This is a genomic window from Cupriavidus sp. 05L310 (assembly GCF_056398185.1).
The window spans coordinates 39265-64424 of sequence record NZ_JBFTOX010000032.1; the positions used below are offsets into that span (position 1 = coordinate 39265).

The window sequence follows — 25160 nt, forward strand, 5'->3', positions numbered from 1 at the left end:
TGTGCTTTGCTGCCAAATCCTAAAGTCGCGCCAAAAGTGCGCGTTATACTTAAGCCGCTCCCGACGGCCGGACCAGGCCCGCCAAACGGCCTGCCCGGGAACAATAAAATATGGCTGAAACCTAGCTTAGAACGGTACTTCCGCGCTGGCCTTCAAGAATTACGCACGCATGCCCACAGACCTACACGCCTGGCACTCTCTCCTGCAACATCACGACGCCATTCGCGAGACGCCGATGCGCGAGTGGTTCGCCGACGGCGCCGCCAGCCAGCGCGTCAAGCAGTTCTCGCTGGAAGCCGCAGGCCTGTATCTCGACTACTCGAAAAACCGCATTACGCCACAGACCGTGGCATTGCTGATGCAGCTGGCGGACGAAGCCGGCGTACCCAAGCGCCGGGATGCCATGTTCGCGGGCGACCACATCAATGCCACCGAGGACCGCGCGGTGCTGCACATTGCGTTGCGCGCCGGTCCCGACGCAAGCTTCAAGGTGGATGGCAAGCCGGTGATGCCCGCCATCCACGACGTACTGAACCGCATGCGGGTGTTCTCGGAACGCGTGCGCAGCGGCGACTGGACCGGCGCCACGGGCAAGCGCATCACGGACGTCATCAATATCGGCATCGGCGGCTCGGACCTCGGCCCGCGCATGGTGTGCCGCGCGCTCTCCCACCTGGCGGGCAACGGGCCGCGCATGCATTTCGTCTCCAATGTGGACGGCACCGAACTGGCCGAGACCCTGGATCGGCTCGACCCTGAGCAGACCCTGGTGATTGTCTGCTCGAAGACCTTCACCACGCTGGAAACCATGGCCAACGCCTGTAGCGCGCGCCAGTGGTTCCTTGACAGGGGCGTGGCCAGGAACCAGCTGGCCAGCCATTTCGCCGCCGTATCCACCAACGTGGAGGCGGTGCGCGCTTTCGGCATCGACCCCGCGCATATGTTCGAATTCTGGGACTGGATCGGCGGACGCTTCTCGCTGTGGTCCTCGGTCGGGCTGTCGATCGCACTGGCGGTGGGCTTCGATGCCTTCGCCGACCTGCTGGCCGGCGGCCGCGCCATGGACGAGCATTTCAGCAGTGCGCCGCTGGAGCGGAACATGCCGGTCGTGCTGGGCATGATCGGCATCTGGTACCGCAATTTCTTCGGCATGCCGACCAGTTGCATGGCACCGTATTCGACCTCGCTCGAATTGTTTCCCGCCTTCCTGCAGCAACTGGAAATGGAGAGCAACGGCAAATCCGTCCAGCTCGATGGCCGGCACGTGCGCGCCCATACCGCGCCGGTGGTCTGGGGCTCCGCCGGCACCAACGGCCAGCATGCTTATTTCCAGCTGATCCACCAGGGCTCGCAGATCGTGCCGGTGGATTTCGTGGCTCCGCTGCGGCCCCCGCGCGTCCTGCCCGGCCATCATGCCAAGCTGCTTGCCAATTGCTTTGCCCAGGCCGAGGCGCTCATGCGCGGGCGCACCGCGGAGGAACTGCGCGCGAGCGGCCTGAGCGATGAAATCCGCATCGCCCACATGGTGTTCGAGGGCAATCGCCCAAGCAACACGCTGCTGATGGAAGACGTCACGCCACACACGCTCGGCGCGCTGATCGCGCTTTATGAGCACCGCACCTTTGTGCAGGGCGTGGTGTGGAACATCAATTCATTCGACCAATGGGGCGTGGAACTGGGCAAGATCCTGGCCAAGCCGATCGAGTGCGAGCTCACTGGCGAGGCCAACGCGGCCGCCAGTGGCCAGGAGCCTGCGCACGATGCCTCCACCAGCGCCCTGATCGCGCGGGCGCGGGCGGCACTGGGCAACGCCTGACGCTGGCCCAGCGCCTACACGGGGGCCGTCATCCATTCGTCGCTGGCCACGCGGCCGGCGTCGATGGTCAGGATGCGCCCGCAGCGGGCTGCCACGGAGCGATCGTGCGTGACCAGCACCAGCGTTGAGCCGGCATCGCGATTGAGCTCGAACATCAACGCAATCACGGCCTCGCCGGTAGCCGTGTCGAGACTGCCGGTAGGCTCGTCGGCAAAGAGGATATCGGGACGCGCCACAAAGGCGCGCGCCAGCGCCACGCGCTGCTGCTCGCCGCCGGAGAGCGTGCGCGGATAGTGGGACAGGCGCCCGCCCAGTCCTACCCGCGCAAGCATGTCGGCGGCGCGCTCGCGGACACCGGCGGTTTCGCCGCGCAACTCCAGCGGCAGCATCACGTTCTCCAGGGCATTCAGGTGCCCGACCAGCTGGAAAGACTGGAACACAAAGCCCACATGGCGCCCGCGCTGCGCGGCGCGCTGGTCTTCGTCGAGCTGGAACAGGTCCTGGCCATTGAGCCTGACGGTGCCCGTGGTAGGCAGGTCCAGGCCCGCCAGCAAGCCAAGCAGGGTTGACTTGCCCGAGCCGGATGCGCCGACAATGGCCAGCGTTTCGCCGGGCGTGACGGAAAACGTGACGTCATGCAAAATCGTCAGCGAACCCGTCGTGTCGGCTACGGTCTTTCCTAATGACTCGACTGCAAGAATGGATGAAGACATGAGCAAGAAGTTCTGGTGCGGTTGGCGAAAGCTGGCGCTGGCGGTATGCACGGCCACGCTGCTGCCTGCGGCGGCGCCGATGGCCCGGGCGGCAGCGCCCGCCATCCTGGTGCTGGGCGACAGCCTGTCCGCGGAATACGGCATCGCGCGCGATGCCGGCTGGGTCAAGCTGCTGGAGACGCGGTTGCGGGCGGAGCGTTTCGATTATAGCGTCGTGAATGCCAGCATCAGCGGCGAGACCACGGTAGGCGGCAAGACACGCCTGCCCGACCTGCTGGCGCGGCACCACCCTGCGGTGGTCATCGTCGAACTGGGCGCCAACGATGCCTTGCGCGGCCTGCCGCTGCAGACCACCGAGGCCAACCTGCGCAGCATCGTCGCCAGCGCGCAGCAAGCCAAGGCCGGCGTGCTGCTCGTGGGGATGCGCATCCCGCCCAACTACGGGCCGGACTACACCGAGCGATTCTTCTCGCTCTACCCCAGGCTGGCCGGCGAATACAAGGTCCGGCTGGTGCCTTTCCTGCTGGAGCGGGTCGTCGCCAGGCCAGAGTGGTTCCAGGCTGACCGCATTCATCCCACGGCACAAGCGCAGGGCACGCTGCTCGACACAGTCTGGCCGCAGCTCAAGCCACTGCTGAAGGCACCGGCAGCCCGGACCGCGGGGCGCTGAGCCCTTGCGGCGCGGATCATGAAAAAGGCGCCCGGAGGCGCCTTTTTCATGTTTGCGGGCTGTGCTTACTGCGCGCCGGCACCGCTGGCGGCACCCGCTTCCGTCGTGGTGGCGGGCTTGAGCAGCTTCACCTTGGCGCGGTCCTTCAGGCTCTCATAGAAGGCCTCCAGCTGGCTCTGGCCAACCATCTGCCCCAGTTGCTGGGCCTCGCCCTGGCGTTGCGCGGCATCGGCCTGCGCAGGCTGGCTGACCTTGCCGATGCGATAGATGGCGTAGCCGGCGGCACCAAGGTCCACGCCCACGAACGCGGGCAGCTTGGCGGTATCGGCCCGCATCACGGCTTCGACCGCCTTCGGCGGCAGGCCATCGGCCTTGGCGCGAGAGACCGTTACCGGCGCGCCGAAGCCGTCGGCGCCGCCGCTCTTCTTCAACGCCTCGAGACGCTCCGCACCCGCCTTCACGGCGAGCTCGGCCGCCTGCTGGGCGATATAGCCTTCGCGCACCTTGGCCTGCACGTCTTCGAACTTGCGCACCGTGGCCGGGCGATATTCGACGATACGTGCCGCCACCAGCGTGGTCGGGCCCACCTGCACGGCTTCGGTATTGCGCTTGTTCTTGACGGAATCGTCGCCGAACAGGGCCTTGAGCAGCTTCTCATTGTTGAGCGGGCTTTGCGCACCCAGCGCCGGGTTGGGCTGGCGGGTCACGTTGTCGGCGCTCTGGATGGCCAGCTTGAACTTGTCGGCAGCAGGCTTGAGGCTGTCGGACTGTTCGTAGACCGTGTTGCCGAACGAATCAGCCAGTTCGGTGTACTTCTTGGCGGCGAGCTGCTTGCGCAATTCGGCTTCCAGTTCGGTACGGACCTGGTCGAGCGGCTTGGTTTCGGCAGCCTTGATGCCGGTGAGCTTGATGATGTGGTAGCCGTAATCGGTCTCCACCACGTCGCTGATCTGGCCATCCTTGAGCGCATACATCGCATCCTCGAACGGCTTGACCAGTGCGCCGCGGCCCATGAAGCCGAGGTCGCCGCCCTTCTCCGCAGAGCCCGGATCCTGCGATTGCTTGCGGGCCACATCGGCAAACGTTTCGGGATGCTTGCGCAGGTCCTCGAGCAGCTTGGTGGCCTTTTCCTTGGCTGCCTGGCGATCCGCCGCCGGGGCATCCTTGGGCGAGCCGATCAGGATATGGCTGGCGCGGCGCTGCTCTTCCGTGCGGAAGCGCGCGATGTTGCTGTCGTAGTAGGACTTGAGCTCTTCGGGCGTCACCGGCGTCGATGCCGCCAGCGCGTCGGCCGACAGCACCAGGTATTCGACCTTGGCCTGCTCGGGCACCGAGAACTGCGCCTTGTGGCTGTCGTAGTACGCCTTCAGCGCGGCTTCGTCGGGATTGACCTTGGCGGCGAATTCGGCCGGCTTGAGCTGCAGCGCCTGCACCTCGCGCTGCTGGTCGCGAATGGCGATCAGCCGGTCGAGCAAGGACTTCGGCACGAAGGCGGTGGCAGCGATGGAAGTGCCGAGCTGCTGGGTGGCGAGATCGAAACGCATGCGCGCATCGAACTGCTCCGGCGTCATGCCTTGCTGGGCGAGCAGGTCAACATAGGCCTTGTCGTCGATCGTGCCGTCCTTCTTCTTCGGCAGCTGGGCGATGGCGGGAATGCTGCTGATGGTCTCGAACAGGCGTTCGTTGGACACCGTGAGGTGCTTGTTGGCCACCTCATTGGCCACCACGCGCTGCAGGATCAGCTGGTCGAGCACCTGCTGGCGCGCCAGCGCGCCTTCGAATTGGCGCGGATCGTAGTTCGCGCCGAGCATCTGGCGCATGCGCTCGCTCTGGTCACGCACCACGTTATCCACTTCCTGCGCCGTAATGGCGCGGCCATCGACCTTGGCAAGATCGTGCGAGCTGTCCATGAAACGCGAGTAGCTCTCCACGCCGAAGAACACGAACGACGGGAAGACAAGCACCAGCAGCAGCAAAAGCATCAAGCGCCGGTTGTTGCGTACGAAATCAAGCATGCTGACTCAGGAAAAGGGTTGGTACCGAACGGCAAACTCCGGGATTCTATCAGGAGCGGCAAGCTTCACGCGATTTGGCGGCCGGTGCGGCCTCGCCGGGCAACGCCCGATGGCATCCGGCTCGGACAGGAAACCTGCGATATCGCGTACCGTCCCCTCGCGCCAGCAGTGGCTCGGCGGTGCAAAACACCGCCAGATACGCGATCAGGGCCCGCACCCTTGCCGGCCCTCAGGAAAGAGGGGGGGAAGACGCGCCGAATGCAGAAAGCGCAAAAAGCAAAACGGGCCGCTAAGGGCCCGTTTTGCTGACTGCGTATTTGGCGGAGTGGACGGGACTCGAACCCGCGACCCCCGGCGTGACAGGCCGGTATTCTAACCAACTGAACTACCACTCCTGTATCGGTGCGGCAGCACGCGTCATCTGTGTGGATTGTCTTGCGGCAGGAGCGTGGTGGGTGCTGAGGGGCTCGAACCCCCGACCTACGCCTTGTAAGGGCGCCGCTCTACCAACTGAGCTAAGCACCCGCTCGTACCGCAGCCGCACTGCATGCTGCAAGCATCGCCGCGCACATATCAGAGTAATTACTGCTGTTTGCGTTGCGAGGGCGCAAGTGTAATACAGCCCCTGGCATTTTGCCAAGTATTCTTCGCGGACATTTTGAGAAACGCAAAAAGCACCCGCTGCCTGCACGCCTGGGGCGCCGAACAATGTGAGGCGAAATAGAAAAACGCCGCGGGGAAAAGCCCGCGGCGTTTTCAAAAGCGGCCTGCTTCGGCAACGCCCGGCCCGGATCGCAGGATCCGGGCAGCGCCATCGCCGGCGTCAGTGATGAATCATCTCGACCTTGGCAGCACCCTTGTCCGCCACATCGGCGGGCTTGGCCACTTCCTCCGGCAGAGGCTCGGGCTTGCGCTCGAGCGCGAGTTCCAGGACCTTGTCGATCCAGCGCACCGGGACGATCTCGATGGCGTTCTTGACGTTGTCCGGGATCTCCGCGAGATCCTTCACGTTTTCCTCGGGGATCAGCACCAGCTTGATACCGCCGCGATGGGCCGCAAGCAGTTTCTCCTTGAGGCCGCCGATCGGCAGGACTTCACCGCGCAACGTGATTTCCCCGGTCATGGCCACGTCGGCGCGCACCGGGATACCCGTGAGCACCGACACCAGCGCCGTGGTCATCGCACCGCCGGCCGAAGGACCATCCTTGGGGGTGGCGCCTTCGGGCACGTGGATGTGGATATCGCGCTTCTCGAACATCTCGTCCGTAATGCCCAGACGACGTGCCCGCGAGCGCACCACCGAACGTGCGGCCTCGACCGATTCCTTCATCACGTCGCCCAGCGAACCGGTGCGGGTGATGTTGCCCTTGCCCGGCATGATCGCGGCTTCGATGGTCAGCAGATCGCCGCCCACTTCCGTCCACGCCAGACCGGTCACCTGGCCTACCTGGTTTTCCTTGCCGGCCAGGCCGAAGTCGTACTTGCGCACGCCAAGGAATTTATCCAGGTTCTCCGATGCCACCTTGACCGTGCCCGTTTCCTTCTTGAGCAGCAGCAGCTTGACCACCTTGCGGGCGATCTTCGACACTTCACGCTCGAGCGAGCGGACGCCCGCTTCACGCGTGTAGTAGCGAATGATGTCGCGCAGGGCGTCTTCGCTCACTTCCATCTCGCCTGCCTTCAGACCATTGTTCTTGATCTGCTTGGGCAGCAGGTAGCGCTGGGCGATGTTGACCTTCTCTTCCTCGGTGTAACCCGACAGGCGGATCACTTCCATCCGGTCCAGCAGCGGAGGCGGAATGTTGAGCGAGTTCGAGGTCGCCACGAACATCACATCGGACAGGTCGAAATCGACCTCGATGTAATGGTCCTGGAAGGTGTGGTTCTGTTCCGGGTCCAGCACCTCGAGCAATGCCGACGAAGGATCGCCGCGGAAATCCATGCCCATCTTGTCGATTTCATCGAGCAGGAAGAGCGGATTGCGCACGCCGACCTTGGCCAGGCTTTGCAGGATCTTGCCGGGCATCGAGCCGATGTACGTGCGGCGGTGGCCGCGGATCTCGGCCTCGTCACGCACGCCGCCCAGTGCCATGCGCACGAACTTGCGGTTCGTCGCGCGCGCCACCGACTGGCCGAGCGAGGTCTTGCCCACGCCGGGGGGGCCCACCAGGCACAGGATCGGCGCCTTCACCTTGTCCACGCGCTGTTGCACCGCGAGATACTCGAGAATGCGTTCCTTGACCTTCTCGAGACCGTAGTGGTCTTCATCCAGCACGCGCTCGGCGTTGGTCAGGTCGTTGTTGACCTTGCTCTTCTTGCGCCACGGCAGGTTGACCAGCGTGTCGATGTAGTTGCGCACGACAGTGGCTTCGGCCGACATCGGCGACATCAGCTTGAGCTTCTTGAATTCGGCGTCGGCCTTCTTCTTGGCTTCCTTCGGCATGCGCGCGGCCTTGATGCGCTTGTCGAGTTCTTCCAGGTCGGCACCCTCTTCGCCTTCGCCCAGTTCCTTCTGGATGGCCTTGACCTGCTCGTTGAGGTAGTACTCGCGCTGGCTCTTCTCCATCTGGCGCTTGACGCGGCCACGGATGCGCTTTTCCACCTGCAGGATGTCGATCTCGCCCTCGAGCTGCGACAGCAGGCTCTCCAGGCGCTCGGTGACATTCACCATCTCCAGGATCTTCTGCTTCTGCTCGAGCTTGATCGGCAGATGCGCGGCGATGGTGTCGGCCAGGCGACCCGGCTCGTCGATGCCCGACAGCGAGGTCAGGATCTCGGGCGGGATCTTCTTGTTCAGCTTCACGTACTGGTCGAACTGCGACACGATGGCGCGGCGCAGCGCCTCCGTCTCGGCGGTCTCGACCGGACCCGGCGGCACGGGCACGGCTTCGCACATGAAGTGCGACTCGTCTTCGCTCACTTCGCGGATATTCGCGCGCTGCGTGCCTTCCACCAGCACCTTGACGGTGCCGTCGGGCAGCTTGAGCATTTGCAGGATGTTGGCGATGCAGCCTACCTCGTAGAGGTCGTCGGCGGTCGGCTCATCCTTGGCCGCCGTTTTCTGGGCCACAAGCATGATGCTTTTGCCCGCCTCCATCGCAGTTTCCAGCGCCTTGATGGACTTCGGACGTCCCACGAACAGTGGGATCACCATGTGCGGAAACACCACCACGTCGCGCAGGGGCAACAGTGGCAAGCGAATCGGCTCAGCCGGGAGGAGTTGTGTTCCGGACATCATTTTCCCCAGTCAGTCATTTAGGCGTAAATTGGGTCTCATGAATCGATTGCAAGATAGGTGCCAACGATTCAATGCATTGTGCAAATGCTGCTCCCCGCACTTGCAAGACCCGTCCAAACAGCATACCCCCGTTTTCCCCCCTTCGTTTTACGAAAATGAAGAAAAAAAGCCGCTCGCTTTTCGCGAACGGCCTTTAGGACTCGCTGCCGGCCTGAGATCGTCATAAGCGCCGGCGTTCGCGTCAGTTCGAACCAGCCACCTTCGGCTGTTCCTCATACATCAGCAACGGCGGAGCGTCCCCGGTGATGGTGTTCTCGTCGATCACCACCTTTTGCACGCCCTTGTAATTGGGCAAGTCATACATCACATCCATCAGCGACTGTTCGAGTATCGAACGCAAGCCGCGTGCACCCGTCTTGCGACGGATCGCCTTGCGGGCAATCGCGGACAGCGCGGCCGGACGGATTTCCAGCTCCACGCCTTCCATCGCCAGCAGCTTCTGGTATTGCTTGATCAGCGCGTTCTTGGGCTCGACCAGGATCTGCATCAGGGCGGCCTCGTCCAGCTTGGCCAGCGTCGCCACCACCGGCAGGCGGCCGATCAGTTCCGGGATCAACCCGAACTTGATCAGGTCTTCCGGCTCGACCTGCGGCAGCACCTCGCTGGCCTCGCGCTCTTCCTTGCTCTGAACCTGCGCGGCAAAACCGATGCCGGTCTTGTCCGAGCGCTGCATGATGACCTTTTCCAGGCCGTCAAACGCGCCGCCGCAGATAAACAGGATGTTGGTGGTATCCACCTGCAGGAAGTCCTGGTTCGGATGCTTGCGGCCGCCCTGCGGGGGCACCGAAGCCATCGTACCTTCGATCAGCTTGAGCAGAGCCTGCTGCACGCCTTCACCGGACACATCGCGGGTGATGGACGGGTTATCCGACTTGCGCGAAATCTTGTCGATCTCATCGATGTAGACAATGCCGCGCTGTGCCTTTTCCACCTCGTAATTGCAGTTCTGCAGCAACTTCTGGATGATGTTTTCCACGTCCTCGCCGACATAGCCGGCTTCGGTCAGCGTGGTGGCATCGGCGATCACGAACGGCACGTTCAGCAGGCGCGCCAGCGTTTGCGCCAGCAACGTCTTGCCCGAGCCGGTGGGCCCGATCAGCAGGATGTTGCTCTTGGACAACTCGACGTCGTCCTTCTTGCCGAGGTGCTTCAGGCGCTTGTAGTGGTTGTACACCGCTACGGCCAGGATCTTCTTGGCCTGCTCCTGCCCGATCACGTACTGATCCAGGCTCTCGCGGATCTCGTGGGGGGTGGGGAGATCGGACTTGGCCGAGGCGCCCGCATCCTTGTCGGATGCGGCTGCCTCGTCGCGGATGATCTCGTTGCACAGATCGATGCATTCGTCGCAAATGAACACCGACGGGCCGGCGATGAGCTTCTTTACCTCGTGCTGGCTTTTGCCGCAGAACGAGCAGTAAAGGAGCTTCTCACTGGATGAACCTTTTTTATCCGCCATAGGAATCAGTCACATTAGCAGTGTGCGTGCCGCAGTGCCGGAGCGCTGCGGGGATACGCTTCAAACGCATCATACGCCAAAAAAATTGGCGCGGCGGGTAGACCCCCACGCTGTGGGGCAAAAGCAAAAAACGAGGCACAAGGCCTCGTTTCTGCATAGCCTTCTTCGTTGCGGCCGGACGGCGATACCCTAAGGATCACCGCCCGGCCCCTGCCCGGCCCGCCTTGCGGCAGCCGGGCCGGTCTGTCAGGCACGGCGGGTGAGCACCTTGTCGATCAGGCCGTAGTCCACTGCCTGATCGCCGCTCATGAAGTTGTCGCGATCGGTATCGCGGGCAATCTTCTCGACCGGCTGGCCGGTGACTTCCGACAGGATCGTGTTGAGCCGCTCGCGCAGGTACAGGATCTCGCGGGCCTGGATCTCGATGTCCGAGGCCTGGCCGCGCGCGCCGCCCAGCGGCTGGTGGATCATGATGCGCGAGTTGGGCAGCGCCGAACGCTTGCCCTTGGCGCCAGCCGACAGCAGGAACGCACCCATGCTGGCTGCCATGCCCATGCACAGCGTGGCCACGTCCGGCTTGACGAACTGCATGGTGTCGTAGATGGCGAGGCCAGCCGACACCGAGCCACCCGGCGAGTTGATGTAGAGCGAGATGTCCTTGTCGGGATTCTCGCTTTCCAGGAACAGCAGCTGTGCGACCACCAGGTTGGCAGTCTGGTCGTTGACTTCGCCGACCATGAAAATCAACCGCTCCTTCAACAGGCGCGAGTAGATGTCATAGGCGCGCTCGCCCCGGCCGGACTGCTCAACCACCATCGGCACCAGCCCCAGTCCCTGCGTTTCCAGGGCGGAGGCCTGCGTGGTAGCCAGACGGTCAAGCAAATCATTGCGGGTCATGCAAGTTCTCCTGGAGTTCGGTAAGAGACAAGGCTGTGGCCGGCGCGCCATGCGCTCCGGCCACGGGCCAGGCTCAGGCCTGCTGAGGCTGGTTGTTGCCTTCGGCAGTCAGTTCCTCGAAGGACACCGTCTTTTCGGTGACCTTGGCCTTGTCGCACACGAAATTTACCACGTTGTTTTCCAGCACGTAGGCTTCCATCTCGGCCAGGCGCTGCTGGTCACCGTAGTACCAGCGCATGACTTCCTTCGGGTCTTCGTAGCTCTTGGCGAAGTCCTCGATCTCGGCCTTGATCTGGTCGGCCTTGGCGTCCAGGCCGTGAGCCTTGACGATCTCGGCCAGAATCAGGCCCAGCTTGACGCGGCGCTCAGCTTGCTGGGTGAACATCTCGGCCGGAATCGGCATGTCCTTGGCATTCGGCATGCCGCGCTGTTCCAGGTCGCGGCGAGCCATTTCCACCAGGCGCTCCTGGTCTTGCTCGATCAGGGCCTTCGGCACTTCCAGCTCGCTTGCCTTCAGCAGCGCGTCCATGACCTGGTCCTTCAGCATGGCGTGCGTGCGGCGCTTGACTTCGCGCTCCAGGTTTTCGCGGATGTCGGCGCGCATCTTCTCGACGCTGCCGTCGGCGATGCCCAGCGACTTGGCGAACTCGTCGTTCACTTCCGGCAGGTGCGCCCACTCGATTTTCTTCAGCGTGACGGTGAACTCGGCGGTCTTGCCGGCCACTTCCTTGCCGTGATAATCCTCGGGGAACGCCAGCGGGAAGGTCTTGCTTTCGCCAACCTTCAGGCCCAGCGCAGCTTGCTCGAACTCGGGCAGCATGCGGCCTTCGCCCAGCACGAAGGCGAAGTCGTCAGCCTTGCCGCCGGGGAATTCCACGCCGTCGATCTTGCCGACGAAGTCCAGGGTCACGCGGTCGCCGTTCTGGGCGGCCACTTCACCGCCGCCGTCGCCGTGCTCGCCGGCTTCGCCACGGGTGTGGTAATGCACGCGCTGCTTGCGCAGGATGTCGATGGTCTTGTCGACTTCGGCATCAGTGATTTCGGTCTTGGTGCGGGTCACTTCGGCGCCGGCCAGGTCGCCCAGCTTGACTTCCGGATAGACCTCGAAGGTTGCGTCGAAGGCCACTTCGTCTTCGTTCACGCCGTCGGTCTTGACCTCGAACTTCGGCTGGCCGGCAACCTTCACATCCTGCTCTTTGGTGATGTCGAAGAACTTGCGTGCAGCCTTGTCGAAGCGGACTTCGAATTCGACTTGCTGGCCGTACTGCTTCTCGACCATCTTCATCGGTACCTTGCCGGGACGGAAGCCGGACATCTTCACCGTCTTCGACAGGCGAACCAGACGTTCCAGCTTTTCCTTTTCGACTTCGGCCTTGGGAATGGCCAGGGTCACCTTGCGGTCCAGTTTGCCAAGGTTTTCAATGACATTCGACATGGTCGTTGATCCAATCCAGAAATGTTGTTGTGTTCGTAAGCGCACCCCGCTCGCGTGCCCGACAAGACACAGGCAAAGCGACGGCAAATGCCGATGCCCGGTACGCGGGCGCTATCGAAAACTGCGGGTACGCGCGGAAAACCGACGAACCCGGAGCATCCGGGCGCAGGCCCACGCAAACGGAAAACGGGGATTATCGCACGGTTTTCATTCGGTTCCGGCAGTTTTTAGCCGGGAACCGGCTCGGATGGCGCGGCCGCGCCTTCCGCCTCGCTTGCCACCTGCCCTTGCCGCAAGGCACGGACCAGCAGCCGCGCGGGGTCGATGGCCTCGGCCAGTTCGAGTTCGAGCGGTAAGGGCTCTCCTTCGATTTGGCTGGCCAGCAACTCCGCCCCCAGTGCCGCCCATGTGAGGCCACGCGAGCCATATGCAAGTGCCGCGTAGAGCCCGGAAAGACGAGGGATATCCCTGAGACGCGCGCCGCGAAGCGCGACGGCGTCGCGCGCGGCCTGCGCCTCATCGGCAATGCGGCCGATCAGCGGCAGGCGATTGTGTGAAACACTGCGCACGCCAACGTAGCCGCGCAGGGCCGCCGGATTCAGCCGGGCCGCGGCGGCGGCGAGATCCGGCAATAGCAAGCCCAGCTTGGCAAGATTCTCCGCGTGCACTTCCGGGCGCTCGGCGAGTTCGCCCTGCCCTTCGGCGGCCGGCTCGTAGCTGGAGCCGACCCGCGCACTACCGTCGCCGGCCCTTGGCAACAGATAGCCCGAGCCGGTCACCACGCAGTCCGGCCAGGTGCCCAACTGCTCCACTTGCGCGGCCTCGAGCGTGGTCAGCTGCCCGCGCACGCGGTCGATCGTCATATGGTGCAGCGGCAGCAGGCGCAGCGCCTCGTGCGCGTTGGCGAGGACCATCACCGGCGCCTGCGCCATCACCGCCCCGGCGTCGTCCAAGGCCTGCCAGCCATCCGCGGCACGTACCAGCCGCGCGACCCGGCGGCCAAAATGCGTCGTCACCGCTGCTCCGGCCTGCGCCAGTTGCGCGTGGCAGATGTCGGGCGGCGGCGCCCAGCCGCCCTGCCCGAACCAGAGTCCGCCATGGGGAACGGCGGCGCCATGCCGGCGCGCGGCTTCCTCGGGCGGCATCCAGCGCGCGAACGCTTCGGGAAACCCCAGCGCGGCCAGCGCCGCCCGCTGGATTCGGGCGTCCTCCGCGTCCGCGCCAATCTGCAGCACGCCGCACCCCTGCCAGCCCGGCGCATGCCCTGCCGCGGCCAATGCCTCCCAGGCTCTCAGAGAGAACAGGTTCCCGGCGCGCGACAAGCGCGACAGGAGGCTGTCGTCCGACGACAGATGCGGGTGCATGGCTGCCGCGCGATGCGCGGAAGTCAGTCGCGCGGGGCCATCATGCGCGTCGAACAGCGTCACACGCCAGCCGCGTGCGGCCAGGCGCTCCGTGACCGCGCAGCCAGCCAGCCCGGCACCGATCACGATGGCGTGTCGCCCGGGCCAGTTAGCGGCGGCTGGCGGGGGATGCCGGCGCTGGCCGCGCGCCGCGGGGAAGCGCGCCACCGTCATATGCCACTTGCTGCCGTAGCCGGTCGCCCGCTTCACCTCGAAGCCAGCTGCCTGCAAGCCGCGCCGGAAAAAACCGGCCGCCGCATAGGTCGCCAGCGTGGCCTCCGGACGCGCCAGCCGGGCGAGCCGCTTCATCAATGGCGGCTGCCACATATCGGGATTGCGATCGGGCGCAAAGCCGTCCAGGTAGAACGCATCGACGCCCAGCGCCAGCCTTGGCAACACGGTATCGATATCGCCGAACGCAAGCGTCAGCACGACCGCCCCGCCCTCGAATTCCAGCCGGTGCAGCCCGGGCAAGGTCAGCGGCCATGCCTGCCGCAACTGCGTGGCCAGCGGCGCCAGTTCCGCCAGGCCGGGCAAATTGGCGTGGACGGCGGCGAGACCGTCGCTGGTGAACGGGTGCTTTTCCACCGACACGAAATGCAGCCGCCGGCAACGCGCGGGATCGGCCCGCCACGCCTGCCACGTCGCCAGGAAGTTAAGCCCGAGGCCAAACCCGGCCTCCAGGACTACGAACTGGTCGCGCCCGCCCCACGCGCCTGGCAAACCGTTGCCCGCCAGGAAAACGTGCCGGGCCTGCTCCAGGCCACCCTCGTCGCTGTGGTAGACATCCCCGTAACGCTGCGAGTATGGCGGGCCCGAGGCGGCGAAAACGGGCTCGGCGAGATCTAAGGCGCGGGTCATGGACAAAACTTGGACAAGGAGGGGACGGAGAACGTCGGACAGGAATGGGTCGGGACAAGACGCTGGCGCGCAGGCCGGGGCACCATGGCGAGCCAAGGCGCCCGGGATGCTAGCGTCTCGCGCGGCACCGCGAACAGCCGTACGGCAGCGCCAGAGCCCGGCGATGGTAGCATAGCGCCCTGTGCCGCCGGCCCGTCCAGGCCGGCATCGGCACGCCCTTTTCCCGCCTCGCCATGCTCAGCTACCGTCACGCCTTCCACGCCGGCAACCACGCCGATGTTCTTAAACACGCCATCGTGGTCCAGTTGCTGGAGCAGTTGAGCCAGAAAGACAAGCCCTTCTGGTATATCGACACGCACGCCGGCGCCGGGCTTTATGCGCTCGACCACGCTTACGCGCAAAAGAAGGGCGAATACGAAACCGGCATTGCCCGGCTGTGGCAGGCCGCCGCCGCCAAGCGGCCCATGCCGACCTTGCTCGAGGACTACCTGGAACAGGTGCGTACCCTTAATCCGGACGGCAGCCTGAAGCACTACCCCGGTTCGCCCTGGCTCGCCCGGCAGATGCTGCGCGACGCCGACCGCCTGCGCCTGTTCGAGTTGCACAGCACGGAAATCCAGGTGCTGCGTGAGAATTTCCGCGGCGCCGGCCGCCGCGTCATGCTTTACGACGGCGACGGCTTCACCGGAATCAACGCCATCCTGCCGCCGCCCCCCCGCCGCGCGCTGGTGCTGATCGACCCCTCCTACGAAGACAAGCAGGACTACGCCCGCGTGCTGCGGACCCTGCAGGATGGCCTGCAGCGCTTCGCCACCGGCATGTACGCCATCTGGTATCCCGAAGTGCAGCGCCGCGAATCGGTGCAGTTGCCGGTGCAGTTGAAGAAGCTGCCGCTCAAAAGCTGGCTGCACGTCAGCCTGCGCGTCAAGCATCCGGTTTCCGGCGGGCTTGGCCTGCACGGCAGTGGCATGTTCATCGTCAATCCGCCGTGGCGCCTGAAGGAAACCCTGGAGGCGGCCATGCCCGCCCTGGTGACGCTGCTGCGCCAGGATGATGGCGCGGGCTTCACGCTGGAAGCCCAGGAAAGCTGATCCTCGCGCCAGCCGCGCGCGCTCAGCGGCGGATGGCCGACTCGACGAAGTCGGCCCGCCGCGCAGCCGGCAAACGCGGCACTTCCAGCAGTTCATAGCCGTAACCGGCATAGACGCTCACCATGGCGTCATAGGTGCGTGCCGCCTCCTGCGGCGATTGCCGGCGTTCCGCATCCCGGCTGTAAATATCCTCCCAGGGCGGCAGGATGAAGACGCAGCGGTGATAGCGAAGCAATCGCGCGGCGGCGTCGATATGCGGCGGCACCGGCAAACCCGACAGGCTCAGGTAGCCGGCCACATCCGGCACGCCGCGATCGAAAAACACCGGTTCGACCCGGCCCGCATGCGCCCGGTGGTTGCGCATCTCGCGCGACAGCATCAACTCGGCGAACAAGCGCGGATCCACCCACGGCAGGCCGGGGCCGTTCACCAGCGTTTGCTCCTGGATAATCTCGCGCCCGACCTCGTCCGAGGTAGCGTATCCCCGGCGCGCCAGTTCGGCGATCAAGGTGGTTTTGCCGGCGCCGGGGCCGCCGGTGAGGATGAAGAACGGAGATGTATCGGTCATCAATGGCAATCAGGATGGGGTCGGTTCAGCGCGCCTGATCTTGGGCGGGGATGGAACCGGCGCCAACGCGGCGCCGTGACACGACAAGCGATTACAGCAGGCACCCCGCCGGTAGGACAAGAATCACTTTGGTCCTTCCCGCCCGTCCGCCATACTGGATATTCCCTTTCACATGCAGCATCGGCATGGAGACAAGCCATGTGCGTCAACTACGCGCCCGTGCAGGCGGCCGTTTTACGCGATGTCTTCGGCCTCACTTGTCCGGTGCGGGAATGGCCCCCCGAAACATGGCCTGACTACGTCGCGCCACTGCTCGTGGCGGACCACGACGGCCAGCGGCAATGCCTGGCCGGCACCTTCGGGATGGTCCCCAGGAAGCGCATTCCGCCCGGCGTCGCGAGGTTCGACACCACGAACGCGCGCTCGGAGTCGGTGGGTGAAAAACGGACGTTCTCGGCGGCGTGGAAACAGGGTCAGCTATGCCTGATACCAGCGCAGTGCTTCTATGAGCCCGACTACGCAACCGGCAAGGCGGTACGCTGGCGGATCTGGCTCAAGGATGGCGAGCCCATGGCAATCGCCGGCCTCTGGCGCGCATGGCCTGGCGAAGGCGGCCAGGACGTCTTCAGCTTCACCATGCTGACCATCAATTCGGAGCACCACCCGTTGATGCAACGCTTCCATGCGCCGGGCAAGGAAAAACGGATGATCGTGATCGTCCCGGGCACGGAGTGGGATGATTGGCTGACTTGCAGGAATACGGAACTGGCGCGCAGCTTCCTGCGCCCCTACGCCGCGGAAAAGCTGGCCGCCGAGCCCGCACCGCTGCCGCCGCGGATTGCGGCAGGATCTCCGGAGGCGTCAGCCTGAGCGAACTGCGTTTGCCCGGACTGAACAGCGTTCAGGAAATCTGATACCGGTTCTGCCGGCTGCGGGAATAGAGCCCGCGCGCGAGTTCCAGGATGTGATCGCGGTGGCGGTCGAATGCATCGAGCACGGCAGGCTCGTCCGGGCGCAATTCAGGGCTGAGGGTAGAGAGTACCGCGCGGTCCACCTCGAAGGCGATTTCACGCGAGTTGTCATAGCCCCAAAAACATACGCAATGCCTGGAAGGGTCGTAACTCCGGCTGGGATTGGGGAAATTGAGTGCCATGCATGCATCCTAGTCCGAATCGCGGGCATCCGTACGGTATCGAGGGCCCGGTTGCGCTATTTCGCCAGGATTCGGGGACGCGCCCCCCGGCAAGTCTGGAAAGGGGCGCTTTATCGCTGGCCGCGCATCGCGCGGGCTGCCCGGTGACGCGGCTTTGGCGAGACATTCTCGCGCCCGTACATTGAGCGACATATGCATCGGGAATACCAGATCTAAGCATCTTCTACTTGGCCCGCGAACGGCGAGACCGTAGCATTCCCAGGTCATCGGCTCATCGGCGCGAGGCATGCCAGCCAGCGCATGCGCCAGTACAACGATGTCGATTCGACACGGCAGGCGCGCCAACGCGGCCCGGCCGCCGTGCACCCGGACAGGACCGGCTACCAAAAAGCCGGCCGCCGGAAATCTGTACAAGGGTCAAGGGGTCATATGAAGATATTTAGCGGAATCAGCAACGGGTGGGCAGCGGAAACCGAGGCGACGGACGGAGGGATCTGGAAAAACACGATTGCCGCCGCCAGCCATGCGCTTGAGACCGTGGCGCTGGTCGAGCATGGCGTAGGCATGACGCTGAAGCTGCAGCGCAAGGTCCGCGCCCTACGCGAACGGCTGCGCACAACGCAAGCCGAACTCGATCGTTACCGCGACATGCACGCCCACGCCATGGAGGCGTTGCGTCAGACCGAAAGCATCGTGCCGCAGGACACGAGCCAGCTACGGGCGGAGGGCGAAGCCCTGCAGATGCGGCATCGTGCCTACAAGCTGCTGGTCGAGCACTATGCTCGCGCCGGCATCCCCATCGACCTGGCTGTCTTTGCCAGGCAACGCCGCCGGGTTCTCCAGCACATCCTGTTCCAGCAACGCCGGGGCGTGGCCGTCGCGCAAATCAGCGTGGACGATATCGCGTTCCTGCTGCGTTGAGCGACCGGCACCGATGAGCGGCGGGCTTTCGCCCGCGCTCCGCGCTGGCATTTTCAGCTTGCCGGCAAGGCGGCGGGAAAACCCGTTGTCATGCGACGTGAACCGTCTTCTCTTCCGGCCGGTTCATGTCGGCATCGACGAACATTACCCACTTAAATGATAATGCGTTGCATTTTCAATCATGCGCCTGCTTGCGCATCGATCGCCAGTTGCTGCGCAATAGCAATAACACTTCGCACTTGCCCGCCGCGGGCATCGTGCTGACGACGACCTACGTGCATCGCTGGCAGGCCCACCGGGGCGCCGCGGGGATTCTTCTTGTAGAATTCGATATACTGTATATGCATACAGTAACCGAGGCGGCCCGCCCCCGAGTCCTTTCTCGCGGCCGGGGCGCGTCGTCAACCCCGTTCGCTGACGCCATGTCATTTGCCCCCCGCCGCATCGCCCACCTGGATATGGACGCTTTCTATGCGTCCGTCGAGCTGTTGCGGTATCCGGAACTGCGTGGCATGCCCGTGGTGATCGGCGGCGGACGGAATGCGGTGCCCGAGACGCTTGAAGACGGAAGCCGGCGCTTTGCGCGCCTGCGCGACTATGCGGGACGGGGCGTCGTCACCACCTCGACTTACGAAGCGCGCGCGCTCGGCGTTTTTTCCGCCATGGGCATGATGAAGGCAGCCCAGCTCGCGCCTGATGCCATTCTGCTGCCCACCGATTTCGATTCGTACCGGCACTACTCCCGGCTCTTCAAGGCGGCCGTCGCCACGTTCACGAGCCAGGTCGAAGACCGGGGCATCGACGAAATCTACATCGACCTGAGCGATGTGCCAGGCGAGCCCGCCGATATCGGCAGCCGCATCAAGCAAGCGGTTCGCGAGGCCACGGGGCTAAGCTGCTCCATCTGCATCGCGCCCAACAAGCTCCTCGCCAAGATCGGATCCGAGCTGGACAAGCCCGATGGGCTTACCCTCCTGACGCCGGAAGACATCCCGCTGCGCATCTGGCCGCTGCCGGTGCGCAAGGTCAACGGCATCGGCCCGAAAGCCACGGAGAAACTCGCCGTGCTCGGCATCGCCACCGTTGGCGACCTCGCCAGCGCGGACCTCGGACTACTGCAGACCCATTTTGGCCGCAGCTATTCCGCGTGGCTCGCCGAGATCGCGCAAGGTCATGACGAACGCCCCGTGGTCATCAGCTCGGAGCCAAAGTCGATGAGCCGCGAAACCACGTTCGAGCGCGACCTGCATCCGCGCCACGATCGCCAGGCTCTCGGCGAAGTTTTTACCGGTCTGTGCCAGCGCCTTGCCGAAGACCTGCGCGGCAAGGGCTACGTCGGCCGCACCATCGGCGTCAAGCTGCGCTATGACGACTTCCACACCGTCACCCGCGACCTCAGCATGCCGGTCCCGACCGCCGACGCCACCTTGTTGCGGCGCGCCGCCACCGAATGCGTCAGACGCGTTCCGCTGAACCGGAAGATACGGCTACTGGGCGTACGGGTGAGCGCGCTGACGCCAGCCGGCGAGTTGGAGTATGCGTCGGCGCCGGTCCAGGGAGAGTTGCCTTTCGGCGAAGACGAATAACGGTCGCAGCCGATAATCAGGCCGTCTGATAGTGCGGGCACGGGTCGCACCGGAAGGCGATGCAGGCCCTCGGCGCCTGTAGGACGGCAGCACGCCATGGCACGGATTTGTCACCAACGTGACTGAGTGCAAGCGCACAGAGGCGGAACTGCGGGAATTCGCGACAATTGAATTGCTGACACTGCCACCCAATCGACGGCATTTTCAACTCTGACCCGGCCGGACACTAACGTGCAGGCACGGCGGCAGCCGGTCCTGCCCAGGCTGCCGATGCCGCGTCGCCGACCCCGGCTGCGTCAGTCTGCCGGCTTCTTCCTGCCTCGCTGCTTCCCGGCGACACGCGTGCCGGACTCGTGTACCGCCCCGCTCGCGGAGCCAGTTGCCGTGCGCTTTCCGGTCGTCAGTACCTGCGCCTGTTTTGTGCCCTTGCCATATTTGCGCACCGAGCGCACGCCCTCGACCTGCATCAGCAACTCAATGGCCGTCAGCAGGCGGTCGATATCCTCGTTGCGCAAGTCCTTGACCAAGCGAGCCACCCGAATGGCCACGCCAGGCGGGAGGATCTCGTCATTCGAGGGAGCGACAGCATCCTCCATGCTGCCGTCCAGCCACAGCCGAGGCAAGCCGAGCTTGGCCTCGATGTCGCGGGCAAGCCGTTCGCCGATGCGCTTCTTTCCGGCCTTGCCTTCCGACGAAAAAACTCGGGAGAAATATGAGGGTTCGCGGTCGACGCGGTCCGCGAGGCGTGCGATCGAGCCTCCGAACTGTTTCTCCAGCACTTGGGCCAGGCGTTGTTCGCGCGTATCTTGGATGTCCATCACTCATTAAACCCGCGCATTACCTCAAGGTAAATTTTCTTCTGGTACTGTAAATTTAGTGACTAAAAGGTAATTTACGGAGCAAGAGGACCTTTCGCTCCCTTCTCGGCGCGATGGTTCGGCGGGGTCGCGCGACACTGACGCGGCAAGCCACGGGCGCGTCGGCACCTTGGCGGCTTCCGTGGATCGAGGACCTGGACTCGCGGCCGGCAAGTCATGATGGTTACCAAGAAGACTTGTCTTTATATTTACCTTTGGGTAAATTATCGGCGTTAACTTGAAGCGGTATCAGAACCCCGGCATTTCCATACCCAACGCCGGGCTGCATCGCGAGCGCCAGGGCTTGTGTCCGCGCCGGTCCGGCCTGGTTGCGCCCATCGGGGCGACCCCGTATGCCCGGCCATGGAAGTCACGGCCTGGCACCGCGCCCGCCCGGTCACGCCGCATTGCGCCACGGCGCCAAATCCGCGCACCGACCTCGTTGACCTCAAGCACCCACAGGCGAACGACCACGACAAAGGAAACCTCATGCTTATCGGACTTTGCGGCCGTCCCGGCTCCGGTCGAGACCTCGTCACCAGCTACCTGACTTCCGCGAACCACGCCTTCCTGACCGTCACGTTCGACGCCCCGCTGCGCCATATGATCCAGGCCTGCGCCGGCATCAACGACGCGCAGTTCGACGCGGCAAGGCGCAATGATGTCGTTCCCACGCTAGGGAAATCGCCGGTACAGTTGCTAAACGCCCTTCGCGAGTCCTGGATCCGTGCCCGCATGGATCCGGAAGTGCTGGTCAATCACTGTGCCGACGCGCTGGACCAGCTCGCCGGCTGCGATGTGGTGGTACCCGACGTCGCCATCCATGCCGAGGCCGAGTTCATTCATGCGCGCGGCGGCCGGCTGATCCGGCTCGTTTCGGAGCACGGGTACGGCGTTGAACCATTGATCCGGCCACAACTGTTCGACTTCCAACTGCGTGTCAGCGACAAACCCTCCGGCTTGTATGAGGAGCTGGATGCGATCGTGGGCAAAGAGGTGTTCGCGGAGGCTGGCGCGTGAAAGCCCAGCCCTGTCCCGCGTTGGCGCCGGAACCGCCAGCCAACTTTATTCGCAATTCGGTTAGCGCCTAGCTAACATGAAAGCGCAAGCAATCGCATTCAACAGGTAAGCGGCGCAGGCTCCCAACCCCGCCCGGGCATGTTGCGATCAGCAATCCACGCCGGGCTCCGGCGCACCGGCAGTCGACACGGCTGCCGCCTCCGTCCTGAGACTGGCGAGTGCGGTATCAGATCCAGCACGGCCCGATCGTGCTCGACGCGCCGGCCGTGCTCCTCTGGAGGTGCCAATCATGGTCAAGATTCAATTCATCGAACGCGACGGCCACCCCGAGTTCGCGGTGGTGCCCATTGAGGTGTGGGAGCGCATCAAGCACCGGACCGGAGAGTGGGACGATGGCACGCTGCCCGGCCACGCCGAGGCGCGGGAAGACGGCTTTCGGATTCCCGCCGCCATACTGGACGCCGAACTCGCCGGCGACAACCCGATCAAGGCCTGGCGCGAATACCGCCGGATGACCCAGGACGCGCTGGCAACCGCCGCGGGACTCAGCAAGCCCTATCTCAGCCAGATTGAGAACCGCAAGCGCGATGGAAGCGTGGAAGTGTTCCAGAGCCTGGCAGAGGCACTGCACGTGCCGCTGGATGTGTTGGTTGGGCGGGAGGGAAAATGAAACGCGCCCTCCAGCCGGCTCCACATTGCCGTTAGCCCGCATAGGAGATTGAGGCAATCGCGCTGGCCGTCACCGACGCCACCGATGGCAACTTCTGGACTCCGTCCAGTCCACTGACTATAACCGGTTCGGGGCTGAATCCGGTCCAAAGGAGGCGCAACCATGAAGCCGCAACCGTTTGTCGTAACACCGAGCGCCTATCCTCGTGCGCTCGATGTGGTGGGCGAGAAGATTACGATACTGGCATCAAATGCCGCCACGCAAGGCTATGAGATTTTCTTGCAGCAAGGCGATGAAGGCACCGGACCGCCACCGCACAGCCATGACTGGGACGAATCCTTCTACGTGGTCAAAGGCAGTGTCGAAATCAGCTACGGCGGCAATACCCTGGCCGCCACGGCTGGCACGCTCGTTCACTTGCCCGCAGGCACGATTCACAGCTTTCACTTTGGCCCGGGCGGCGGCGAAATGATTTCGGTCACCGGCCAAACCGGGCACGCGACGCGTCTCTTCACCGCAATCGACCAGGAAATTCCTCCGGGGCCGCCGGACGTCCCGAAATTGATCGCGATTGCGGAGAAATGCGGTGTGACGGTTGCGGGCTGATGGGCATGGGCGATCCGATGCCGGGGCGGGTCAATCACCTAGAGTCCCCCACCAACCGTTGGTCTCCTTGCCAGCACCACCCCGACCGGCACCTTAATCAGCACAACCGTCAGATTGCTACCGTACCCCGGGCCTTCACGACGAAGATTTTCAGTATTGTTGTGCAATGAGCAACTATGCGTTTCGCAAACTAGGGTTTATAGCCATAGGGCAAACCCCTATCATGCAGCCTGTTGCGGAGTCCCCAAATTTTGGCGGCTCGATGTCCCCTTTCAATTCATCATGAATATCCAACGTTTCGTTCTGATTGCCGCCACTGTCGCTCTGACCGGTGCCCTGTCCGCTGCTTTTGCATTGGCCAAGGCTGGCGAGTTCGATGTGCGCACTGATGGCGCACGGGCCGGCAGCTCCGACACGTACGCCGATGGCACAAGGGCCGACACGTTCGAAACGTTCCCGGATGGCGCAAGGTCCGGCGGGTATATGTCTTCGTCTTCTTACGGCGCTCCGTTGTAACCAGGAGATTTCGCCGGACTCCCCACTTCTGATGAAGGTGACAGCTTGGTTGTCACCTTTTTTCATTGAGCTCGGCGATCGACTGGGCAGGTAGCGCTTCGCCATCAACCGCGCCCGCGGCCCCTAGTTCTCCAGATCCGTCAGCCGCTTCGCCTGCACCACCTGTGAGTGGTAAACACTGAGCCGCAAACTTCCACGACGACGGCCAGCACGGTGCACGGTATCGAGACACGGCACATTGAGAAGATGATGTGGACAGCCGACGCCGCCGCGGCTCTTTATACACGCAACGCACGCAAGTCGGACGATGCCCTATGGCGCTGTCCTCCCGGCGCGCCTACAACGGAAGCACCGCCCCACAGGACCAACCATGGCACCGAGCGCGCCGGCGCCGAAGCTGGCCGACCTCTCCCCCAATGTGCTGTCAGAACGGAAAGCCGTTCCGCGCGCAGATGGCTGGCCTTTCGGGTTCACGTACAAATAAGTACCCCAGTCCGTTTGTTTTCCCCCTCCGCCGCCGCCACGTGGTGGCCGTTGCGTTTGGCGACGAGAGGCGGTGCGATTGTGAGGACCCGATGCGTGCCGTCATTCTTGAATCCGTACTGACCTGCCCGCACTGCGGCTTTGCCAAGCAGGAAACCATGCCAACGGACGCCTGCCAGTTCTTCTACGAGTGCAGCCACTGCAAGGCGCTCCTGCGGCCCAACTCCGGCGACTGCTGCGTATTCTGCTCATTCGGTTCGGTCAAGTGCCCGCCAATTCAGCAACAACGCGGGTGCTGTGGATAGAGATTGGCGGAAGATTCTTGCGGGCCGTGCCGCCGGCCGAACTGCTGTATGTCCAAGACGTCGACGATGGGAATGACCATATGACAATGCGCTGGCTTCTCGATAGCGTAAACGGGAATCTCGAATTGGACCCCACCGACCTCAAAAGCCTCGTGCGTCGGCAGCGCGTACAAGTCGATTGCCTGACACACGGCCGTAGCCAGGTTCGTCTCACCAACCACGGGCGCAGTTTTCTGGACACCATCGCCAAGAGGTGCTGAACGGCGGGCCTTCTGCCTTCACCTTCATCTGTGCGCATCACCCGCATGCGGACTTCGTAAAGTGTGCCATTTCGTGGGACCGAACGTGGGGCCACTATGGGACCGGAGCGCCGACAATAAGTGAAAGGGCAATGTGCAGAGTGCAATGAGGCGATTGCTTCAAATCGCCTGCCAGGCCTTACGTAGCTTAGCTTTGCGTGTTGATACGGTGCGGAAATACGGGAAATAAAGTGAGGCGTACGAGTGATGCAAAAGAGGACTGTGGTGCGAGGGAGGGGACTAGACGTCACTTATGAATCAATGACTTCCAGGAACTGGAGGGAGTTTGACGTAGGGGGGCAAGGGTGCGAGTGTCACTAGGCCTTTCGCATGTCCGAGACCAAGGCCACCAGCCTGGCTGCCAGCGCGGCGTTCGATCTTGTGGGCATCGCTAGTCAATGCCCGCATCGGATTGGCATGATTTTCGACTCGTCCCGCGCATGTGATCGCGATTAAAGTGTATCGAAGAACATGGGCGGGACAGCTGTGATACCCGGTCCGAGACGGGCAATTCTAAAGTT

22 protein-coding genes and 2 tRNA genes are annotated in these 25160 nt (G+C 63.7%); 12 read left to right on the forward strand and 12 right to left on the reverse strand.

The genetic code is table 11. The features are described from left to right. The first annotated feature begins 169 nt into the window (after positions 1–169). Positions 170–1816 (forward strand): glucose-6-phosphate isomerase, encoded by a 1647-nt coding sequence (pgi, locus tag AC1DS6_RS22860; RefSeq protein WP_477103194.1) that lies wholly within the window; start codon positions 170–172, stop codon positions 1814–1816. Between the two features lie 14 nt (positions 1817–1830). Here the strand turns inward: pgi and AC1DS6_RS22865 are convergent, their stop codons facing one another. After that, a complete protein-coding gene (locus tag AC1DS6_RS22865; RefSeq protein ID WP_045237779.1) occupies positions 1831–2529 on the reverse strand; it encodes an ABC transporter ATP-binding protein in 699 nt (232 codons plus the stop codon). Between AC1DS6_RS22865 and AC1DS6_RS22870 the strand changes: the two genes are divergently transcribed. Further along, entirely contained in the window at positions 2528–3199 is a 672-nt protein-coding gene (locus AC1DS6_RS22870) for an arylesterase (RefSeq protein WP_441634880.1), read from the forward strand. The two genes, AC1DS6_RS22865 and AC1DS6_RS22870, sit on opposite strands and share 2 nt — an antisense overlap. A 65-nt stretch (positions 3200–3264) precedes the next feature. Here the strand turns inward: AC1DS6_RS22870 and AC1DS6_RS22875 are convergent, their stop codons facing one another. From AC1DS6_RS22875 to mnmC, 8 genes are all read right to left on the reverse strand, one after another. Next, the gene (locus AC1DS6_RS22875; protein WP_441634882.1) at positions 3265–5214 is read right to left on the reverse strand and encodes a SurA N-terminal domain-containing protein; all 1950 of its coding nucleotides are present in this window, start codon (positions 5212–5214) and stop codon (positions 3265–3267) included. 318 nt (positions 5215–5532) lie between these two features. Further along, positions 5533–5609 (reverse strand) — tRNA-Asp (locus tag AC1DS6_RS22880). A gap of 54 nt (positions 5610–5663) precedes the next feature. Further along, positions 5664–5739: transfer RNA gene (locus AC1DS6_RS22885), tRNA-Val, on the reverse strand. Positions 5740–6037: 298 nt separating this feature from the next. Next, positions 6038–8449 carry an endopeptidase La gene (gene lon, locus AC1DS6_RS22890; protein WP_035871050.1) on the reverse strand — a complete coding sequence of 804 codons (2412 nt, stop codon included), beginning with the start codon at positions 8447–8449 and terminating at the stop codon, positions 6038–6040. Between the two features lie 244 nt (positions 8450–8693). Then, complete coding sequence (gene clpX / locus AC1DS6_RS22895) at positions 8694–9968, reverse strand: ATP-dependent Clp protease ATP-binding subunit ClpX (RefSeq protein ID WP_045237782.1); 1275 nt, start codon at positions 9966–9968, stop codon at positions 8694–8696. A gap of 246 nt (positions 9969–10214) precedes the next feature. Beyond that, the gene (gene clpP, locus AC1DS6_RS22900) at positions 10215–10865 is read right to left on the reverse strand and encodes an ATP-dependent Clp endopeptidase proteolytic subunit ClpP (RefSeq protein ID WP_006160857.1); all 651 of its coding nucleotides are present in this window, start codon (positions 10863–10865) and stop codon (positions 10215–10217) included. A 73-nt stretch (positions 10866–10938) separates the two neighbouring features. After that, positions 10939–12300 (reverse strand): trigger factor, encoded by a 1362-nt coding sequence (gene tig / locus AC1DS6_RS22905; protein ID WP_035870974.1) that lies wholly within the window; start codon positions 12298–12300, stop codon positions 10939–10941. A gap of 227 nt (positions 12301–12527) precedes the next feature. Beyond that, entirely contained in the window at positions 12528–14564 is a 2037-nt protein-coding gene (mnmC, locus tag AC1DS6_RS22910; protein ID WP_441634885.1) for a bifunctional tRNA (5-methylaminomethyl-2-thiouridine)(34)-methyltransferase MnmC2/FAD-dependent 5-carboxymethylaminomethyl-2-thiouridine(34) oxidoreductase MnmC1, read from the reverse strand. A 233-nt stretch (positions 14565–14797) separates the two neighbouring features. Between mnmC and AC1DS6_RS22915 the strand changes: the two genes are divergently transcribed. Beyond that, positions 14798–15655 carry a 23S rRNA (adenine(2030)-N(6))-methyltransferase RlmJ gene (locus tag AC1DS6_RS22915; protein ID WP_477103195.1) on the forward strand — a complete coding sequence of 286 codons (858 nt, stop codon included), beginning with the start codon at positions 14798–14800 and terminating at the stop codon, positions 15653–15655. A 22-nt stretch (positions 15656–15677) separates the two neighbouring features. Here AC1DS6_RS22915 and AC1DS6_RS22920 read toward each other — a convergent pair whose 3' ends face one another. Beyond that, positions 15678–16223: an AAA family ATPase gene (locus AC1DS6_RS22920; RefSeq protein ID WP_441634887.1), complete on the reverse strand. Its 546-nt coding sequence runs from the start codon at positions 16221–16223 to the stop codon at positions 15678–15680. Positions 16224–16421: 198 nt separating this feature from the next. Between AC1DS6_RS22920 and AC1DS6_RS22925 the strand changes: the two genes are divergently transcribed. Further along, the gene (locus AC1DS6_RS22925; RefSeq protein ID WP_441634889.1) at positions 16422–17093 is read left to right on the forward strand and encodes an SOS response-associated peptidase; all 672 of its coding nucleotides are present in this window, start codon (positions 16422–16424) and stop codon (positions 17091–17093) included. Between the two features lie 31 nt (positions 17094–17124). On the opposite strand, the gene AC1DS6_RS22930 is transcribed toward AC1DS6_RS22925, so the two are convergent. After that, on the reverse strand, positions 17125–17376 hold the full coding sequence (locus AC1DS6_RS22930) for a DUF1488 family protein (protein WP_035870981.1): 252 nt from the start codon (positions 17374–17376) through the stop codon (positions 17125–17127). Between the two features lie 300 nt (positions 17377–17676). On the opposite strand from AC1DS6_RS22930, the gene AC1DS6_RS22935 reads away from it, so the two are divergent. Further along, positions 17677–18297 carry a hypothetical protein gene (locus AC1DS6_RS22935; RefSeq protein ID WP_441634891.1) on the forward strand — a complete coding sequence of 207 codons (621 nt, stop codon included), beginning with the start codon at positions 17677–17679 and terminating at the stop codon, positions 18295–18297. 422 nt (positions 18298–18719) lie between these two features. Further along, positions 18720–19883, forward strand: a complete 1164-nt coding sequence (gene dinB / locus AC1DS6_RS22940) for a DNA polymerase IV (RefSeq protein ID WP_441634906.1) — start codon at positions 18720–18722, stop codon at positions 19881–19883. 296 nt (positions 19884–20179) lie between these two features. Here dinB and AC1DS6_RS22945 read toward each other — a convergent pair whose 3' ends face one another. Then, entirely contained in the window at positions 20180–20701 is a 522-nt protein-coding gene (locus tag AC1DS6_RS22945; protein WP_441634893.1) for a hypothetical protein, read from the reverse strand. 402 nt (positions 20702–21103) lie between these two features. Here AC1DS6_RS22945 and AC1DS6_RS22950 point away from each other — a divergent pair, with 402 nt between their 5' ends. The 6 genes from AC1DS6_RS22950 (at position 21104) to AC1DS6_RS22975 (ending at position 25095) form a co-directional block, all read left to right on the forward strand. Continuing rightward, on the forward strand, positions 21104–21760 hold the full coding sequence (locus AC1DS6_RS22950) for a hypothetical protein (protein ID WP_477103196.1): 657 nt from the start codon (positions 21104–21106) through the stop codon (positions 21758–21760). Positions 21761–22049: 289 nt separating this feature from the next. After that, positions 22050–22430, forward strand: a complete 381-nt coding sequence (locus AC1DS6_RS22955) for a helix-turn-helix domain-containing protein (protein ID WP_441634896.1) — start codon at positions 22050–22052, stop codon at positions 22428–22430. 162 nt (positions 22431–22592) lie between these two features. After that, positions 22593–23036: a cupin domain-containing protein gene (locus AC1DS6_RS22960; protein WP_035870991.1), complete on the forward strand. Its 444-nt coding sequence runs from the start codon at positions 22593–22595 to the stop codon at positions 23034–23036. A 282-nt stretch (positions 23037–23318) separates the two neighbouring features. After that, entirely contained in the window at positions 23319–23552 is a 234-nt protein-coding gene (locus tag AC1DS6_RS22965; RefSeq protein WP_441634898.1) for a hypothetical protein, read from the forward strand. Positions 23553–24127: 575 nt separating this feature from the next. After that, the gene (locus AC1DS6_RS22970; RefSeq protein ID WP_441634900.1) at positions 24128–24340 is read left to right on the forward strand and encodes a GDCCVxC domain-containing (seleno)protein; all 213 of its coding nucleotides are present in this window, start codon (positions 24128–24130) and stop codon (positions 24338–24340) included. 629 nt (positions 24341–24969) lie between these two features. Continuing rightward, complete coding sequence (locus tag AC1DS6_RS22975; RefSeq protein ID WP_441634902.1) at positions 24970–25095, forward strand: hypothetical protein; 126 nt, start codon at positions 24970–24972, stop codon at positions 25093–25095. The last annotated feature ends 65 nt before the right edge of the window (positions 25096–25160 follow it).

Excerpts from the sequence above, each read along its gene's own strand:
- pgi (WP_477103194.1), top strand. The coding sequence starts at position 170 with ATGCCCACAGACCTACACGCCTGGCACTCTCTCCTGCAACATCACGAC.
- AC1DS6_RS22870 (WP_441634880.1), top strand. The coding sequence starts at position 2,528 with ATGAGCAAGAAGTTCTGGTGCGGTTGGCGAAAGCTGGCGCTGGCGGTA.
- AC1DS6_RS22865 (WP_045237779.1), bottom strand. The coding sequence starts at position 2,529 with ATGTCTTCATCCATTCTTGCAGTCGAGTCATTAGGAAAGACCGTAGCC.
- AC1DS6_RS22875 (WP_441634882.1), bottom strand. The coding sequence starts at position 5,214 with ATGCTTGATTTCGTACGCAACAACCGGCGCTTGATGCTTTTGCTGCTG.
- lon (WP_035871050.1), bottom strand. The coding sequence starts at position 8,449 with ATGTCCGGAACACAACTCCTCCCGGCTGAGCCGATTCGCTTGCCACTG.
- clpX (WP_045237782.1), bottom strand. The coding sequence starts at position 9,968 with ATGGCGGATAAAAAAGGTTCATCCAGTGAGAAGCTCCTTTACTGCTCG.
- clpP (WP_006160857.1), bottom strand. The coding sequence starts at position 10,865 with ATGACCCGCAATGATTTGCTTGACCGTCTGGCTACCACGCAGGCCTCC.
- tig (WP_035870974.1), bottom strand. The coding sequence starts at position 12,300 with ATGTCGAATGTCATTGAAAACCTTGGCAAACTGGACCGCAAGGTGACC.
- mnmC (WP_441634885.1), bottom strand. The coding sequence starts at position 14,564 with ATGACCCGCGCCTTAGATCTCGCCGAGCCCGTTTTCGCCGCCTCGGGC.
- AC1DS6_RS22915 (WP_477103195.1), top strand. The coding sequence starts at position 14,798 with ATGCTCAGCTACCGTCACGCCTTCCACGCCGGCAACCACGCCGATGTT.
- AC1DS6_RS22920 (WP_441634887.1), bottom strand. The coding sequence starts at position 16,223 with ATGACCGATACATCTCCGTTCTTCATCCTCACCGGCGGCCCCGGCGCC.
- AC1DS6_RS22925 (WP_441634889.1), top strand. The coding sequence starts at position 16,422 with ATGTGCGTCAACTACGCGCCCGTGCAGGCGGCCGTTTTACGCGATGTC.
- AC1DS6_RS22930 (WP_035870981.1), bottom strand. The coding sequence starts at position 17,376 with ATGGCACTCAATTTCCCCAATCCCAGCCGGAGTTACGACCCTTCCAGG.
- AC1DS6_RS22935 (WP_441634891.1), top strand. The coding sequence starts at position 17,677 with ATGCGCCAGTACAACGATGTCGATTCGACACGGCAGGCGCGCCAACGC.
- dinB (WP_441634906.1), top strand. The coding sequence starts at position 18,720 with ATGTCATTTGCCCCCCGCCGCATCGCCCACCTGGATATGGACGCTTTC.
- AC1DS6_RS22945 (WP_441634893.1), bottom strand. The coding sequence starts at position 20,701 with ATGGACATCCAAGATACGCGCGAACAACGCCTGGCCCAAGTGCTGGAG.
- AC1DS6_RS22950 (WP_477103196.1), top strand. The coding sequence starts at position 21,104 with ATGGAAGTCACGGCCTGGCACCGCGCCCGCCCGGTCACGCCGCATTGC.
- AC1DS6_RS22955 (WP_441634896.1), top strand. The coding sequence starts at position 22,050 with ATGGTCAAGATTCAATTCATCGAACGCGACGGCCACCCCGAGTTCGCG.
- AC1DS6_RS22960 (WP_035870991.1), top strand. The coding sequence starts at position 22,593 with ATGAAGCCGCAACCGTTTGTCGTAACACCGAGCGCCTATCCTCGTGCG.
- AC1DS6_RS22965 (WP_441634898.1), top strand. The coding sequence starts at position 23,319 with ATGAATATCCAACGTTTCGTTCTGATTGCCGCCACTGTCGCTCTGACC.
- AC1DS6_RS22970 (WP_441634900.1), top strand. The coding sequence starts at position 24,128 with ATGCGTGCCGTCATTCTTGAATCCGTACTGACCTGCCCGCACTGCGGC.
- AC1DS6_RS22975 (WP_441634902.1), top strand. The coding sequence starts at position 24,970 with ATGTCCGAGACCAAGGCCACCAGCCTGGCTGCCAGCGCGGCGTTCGAT.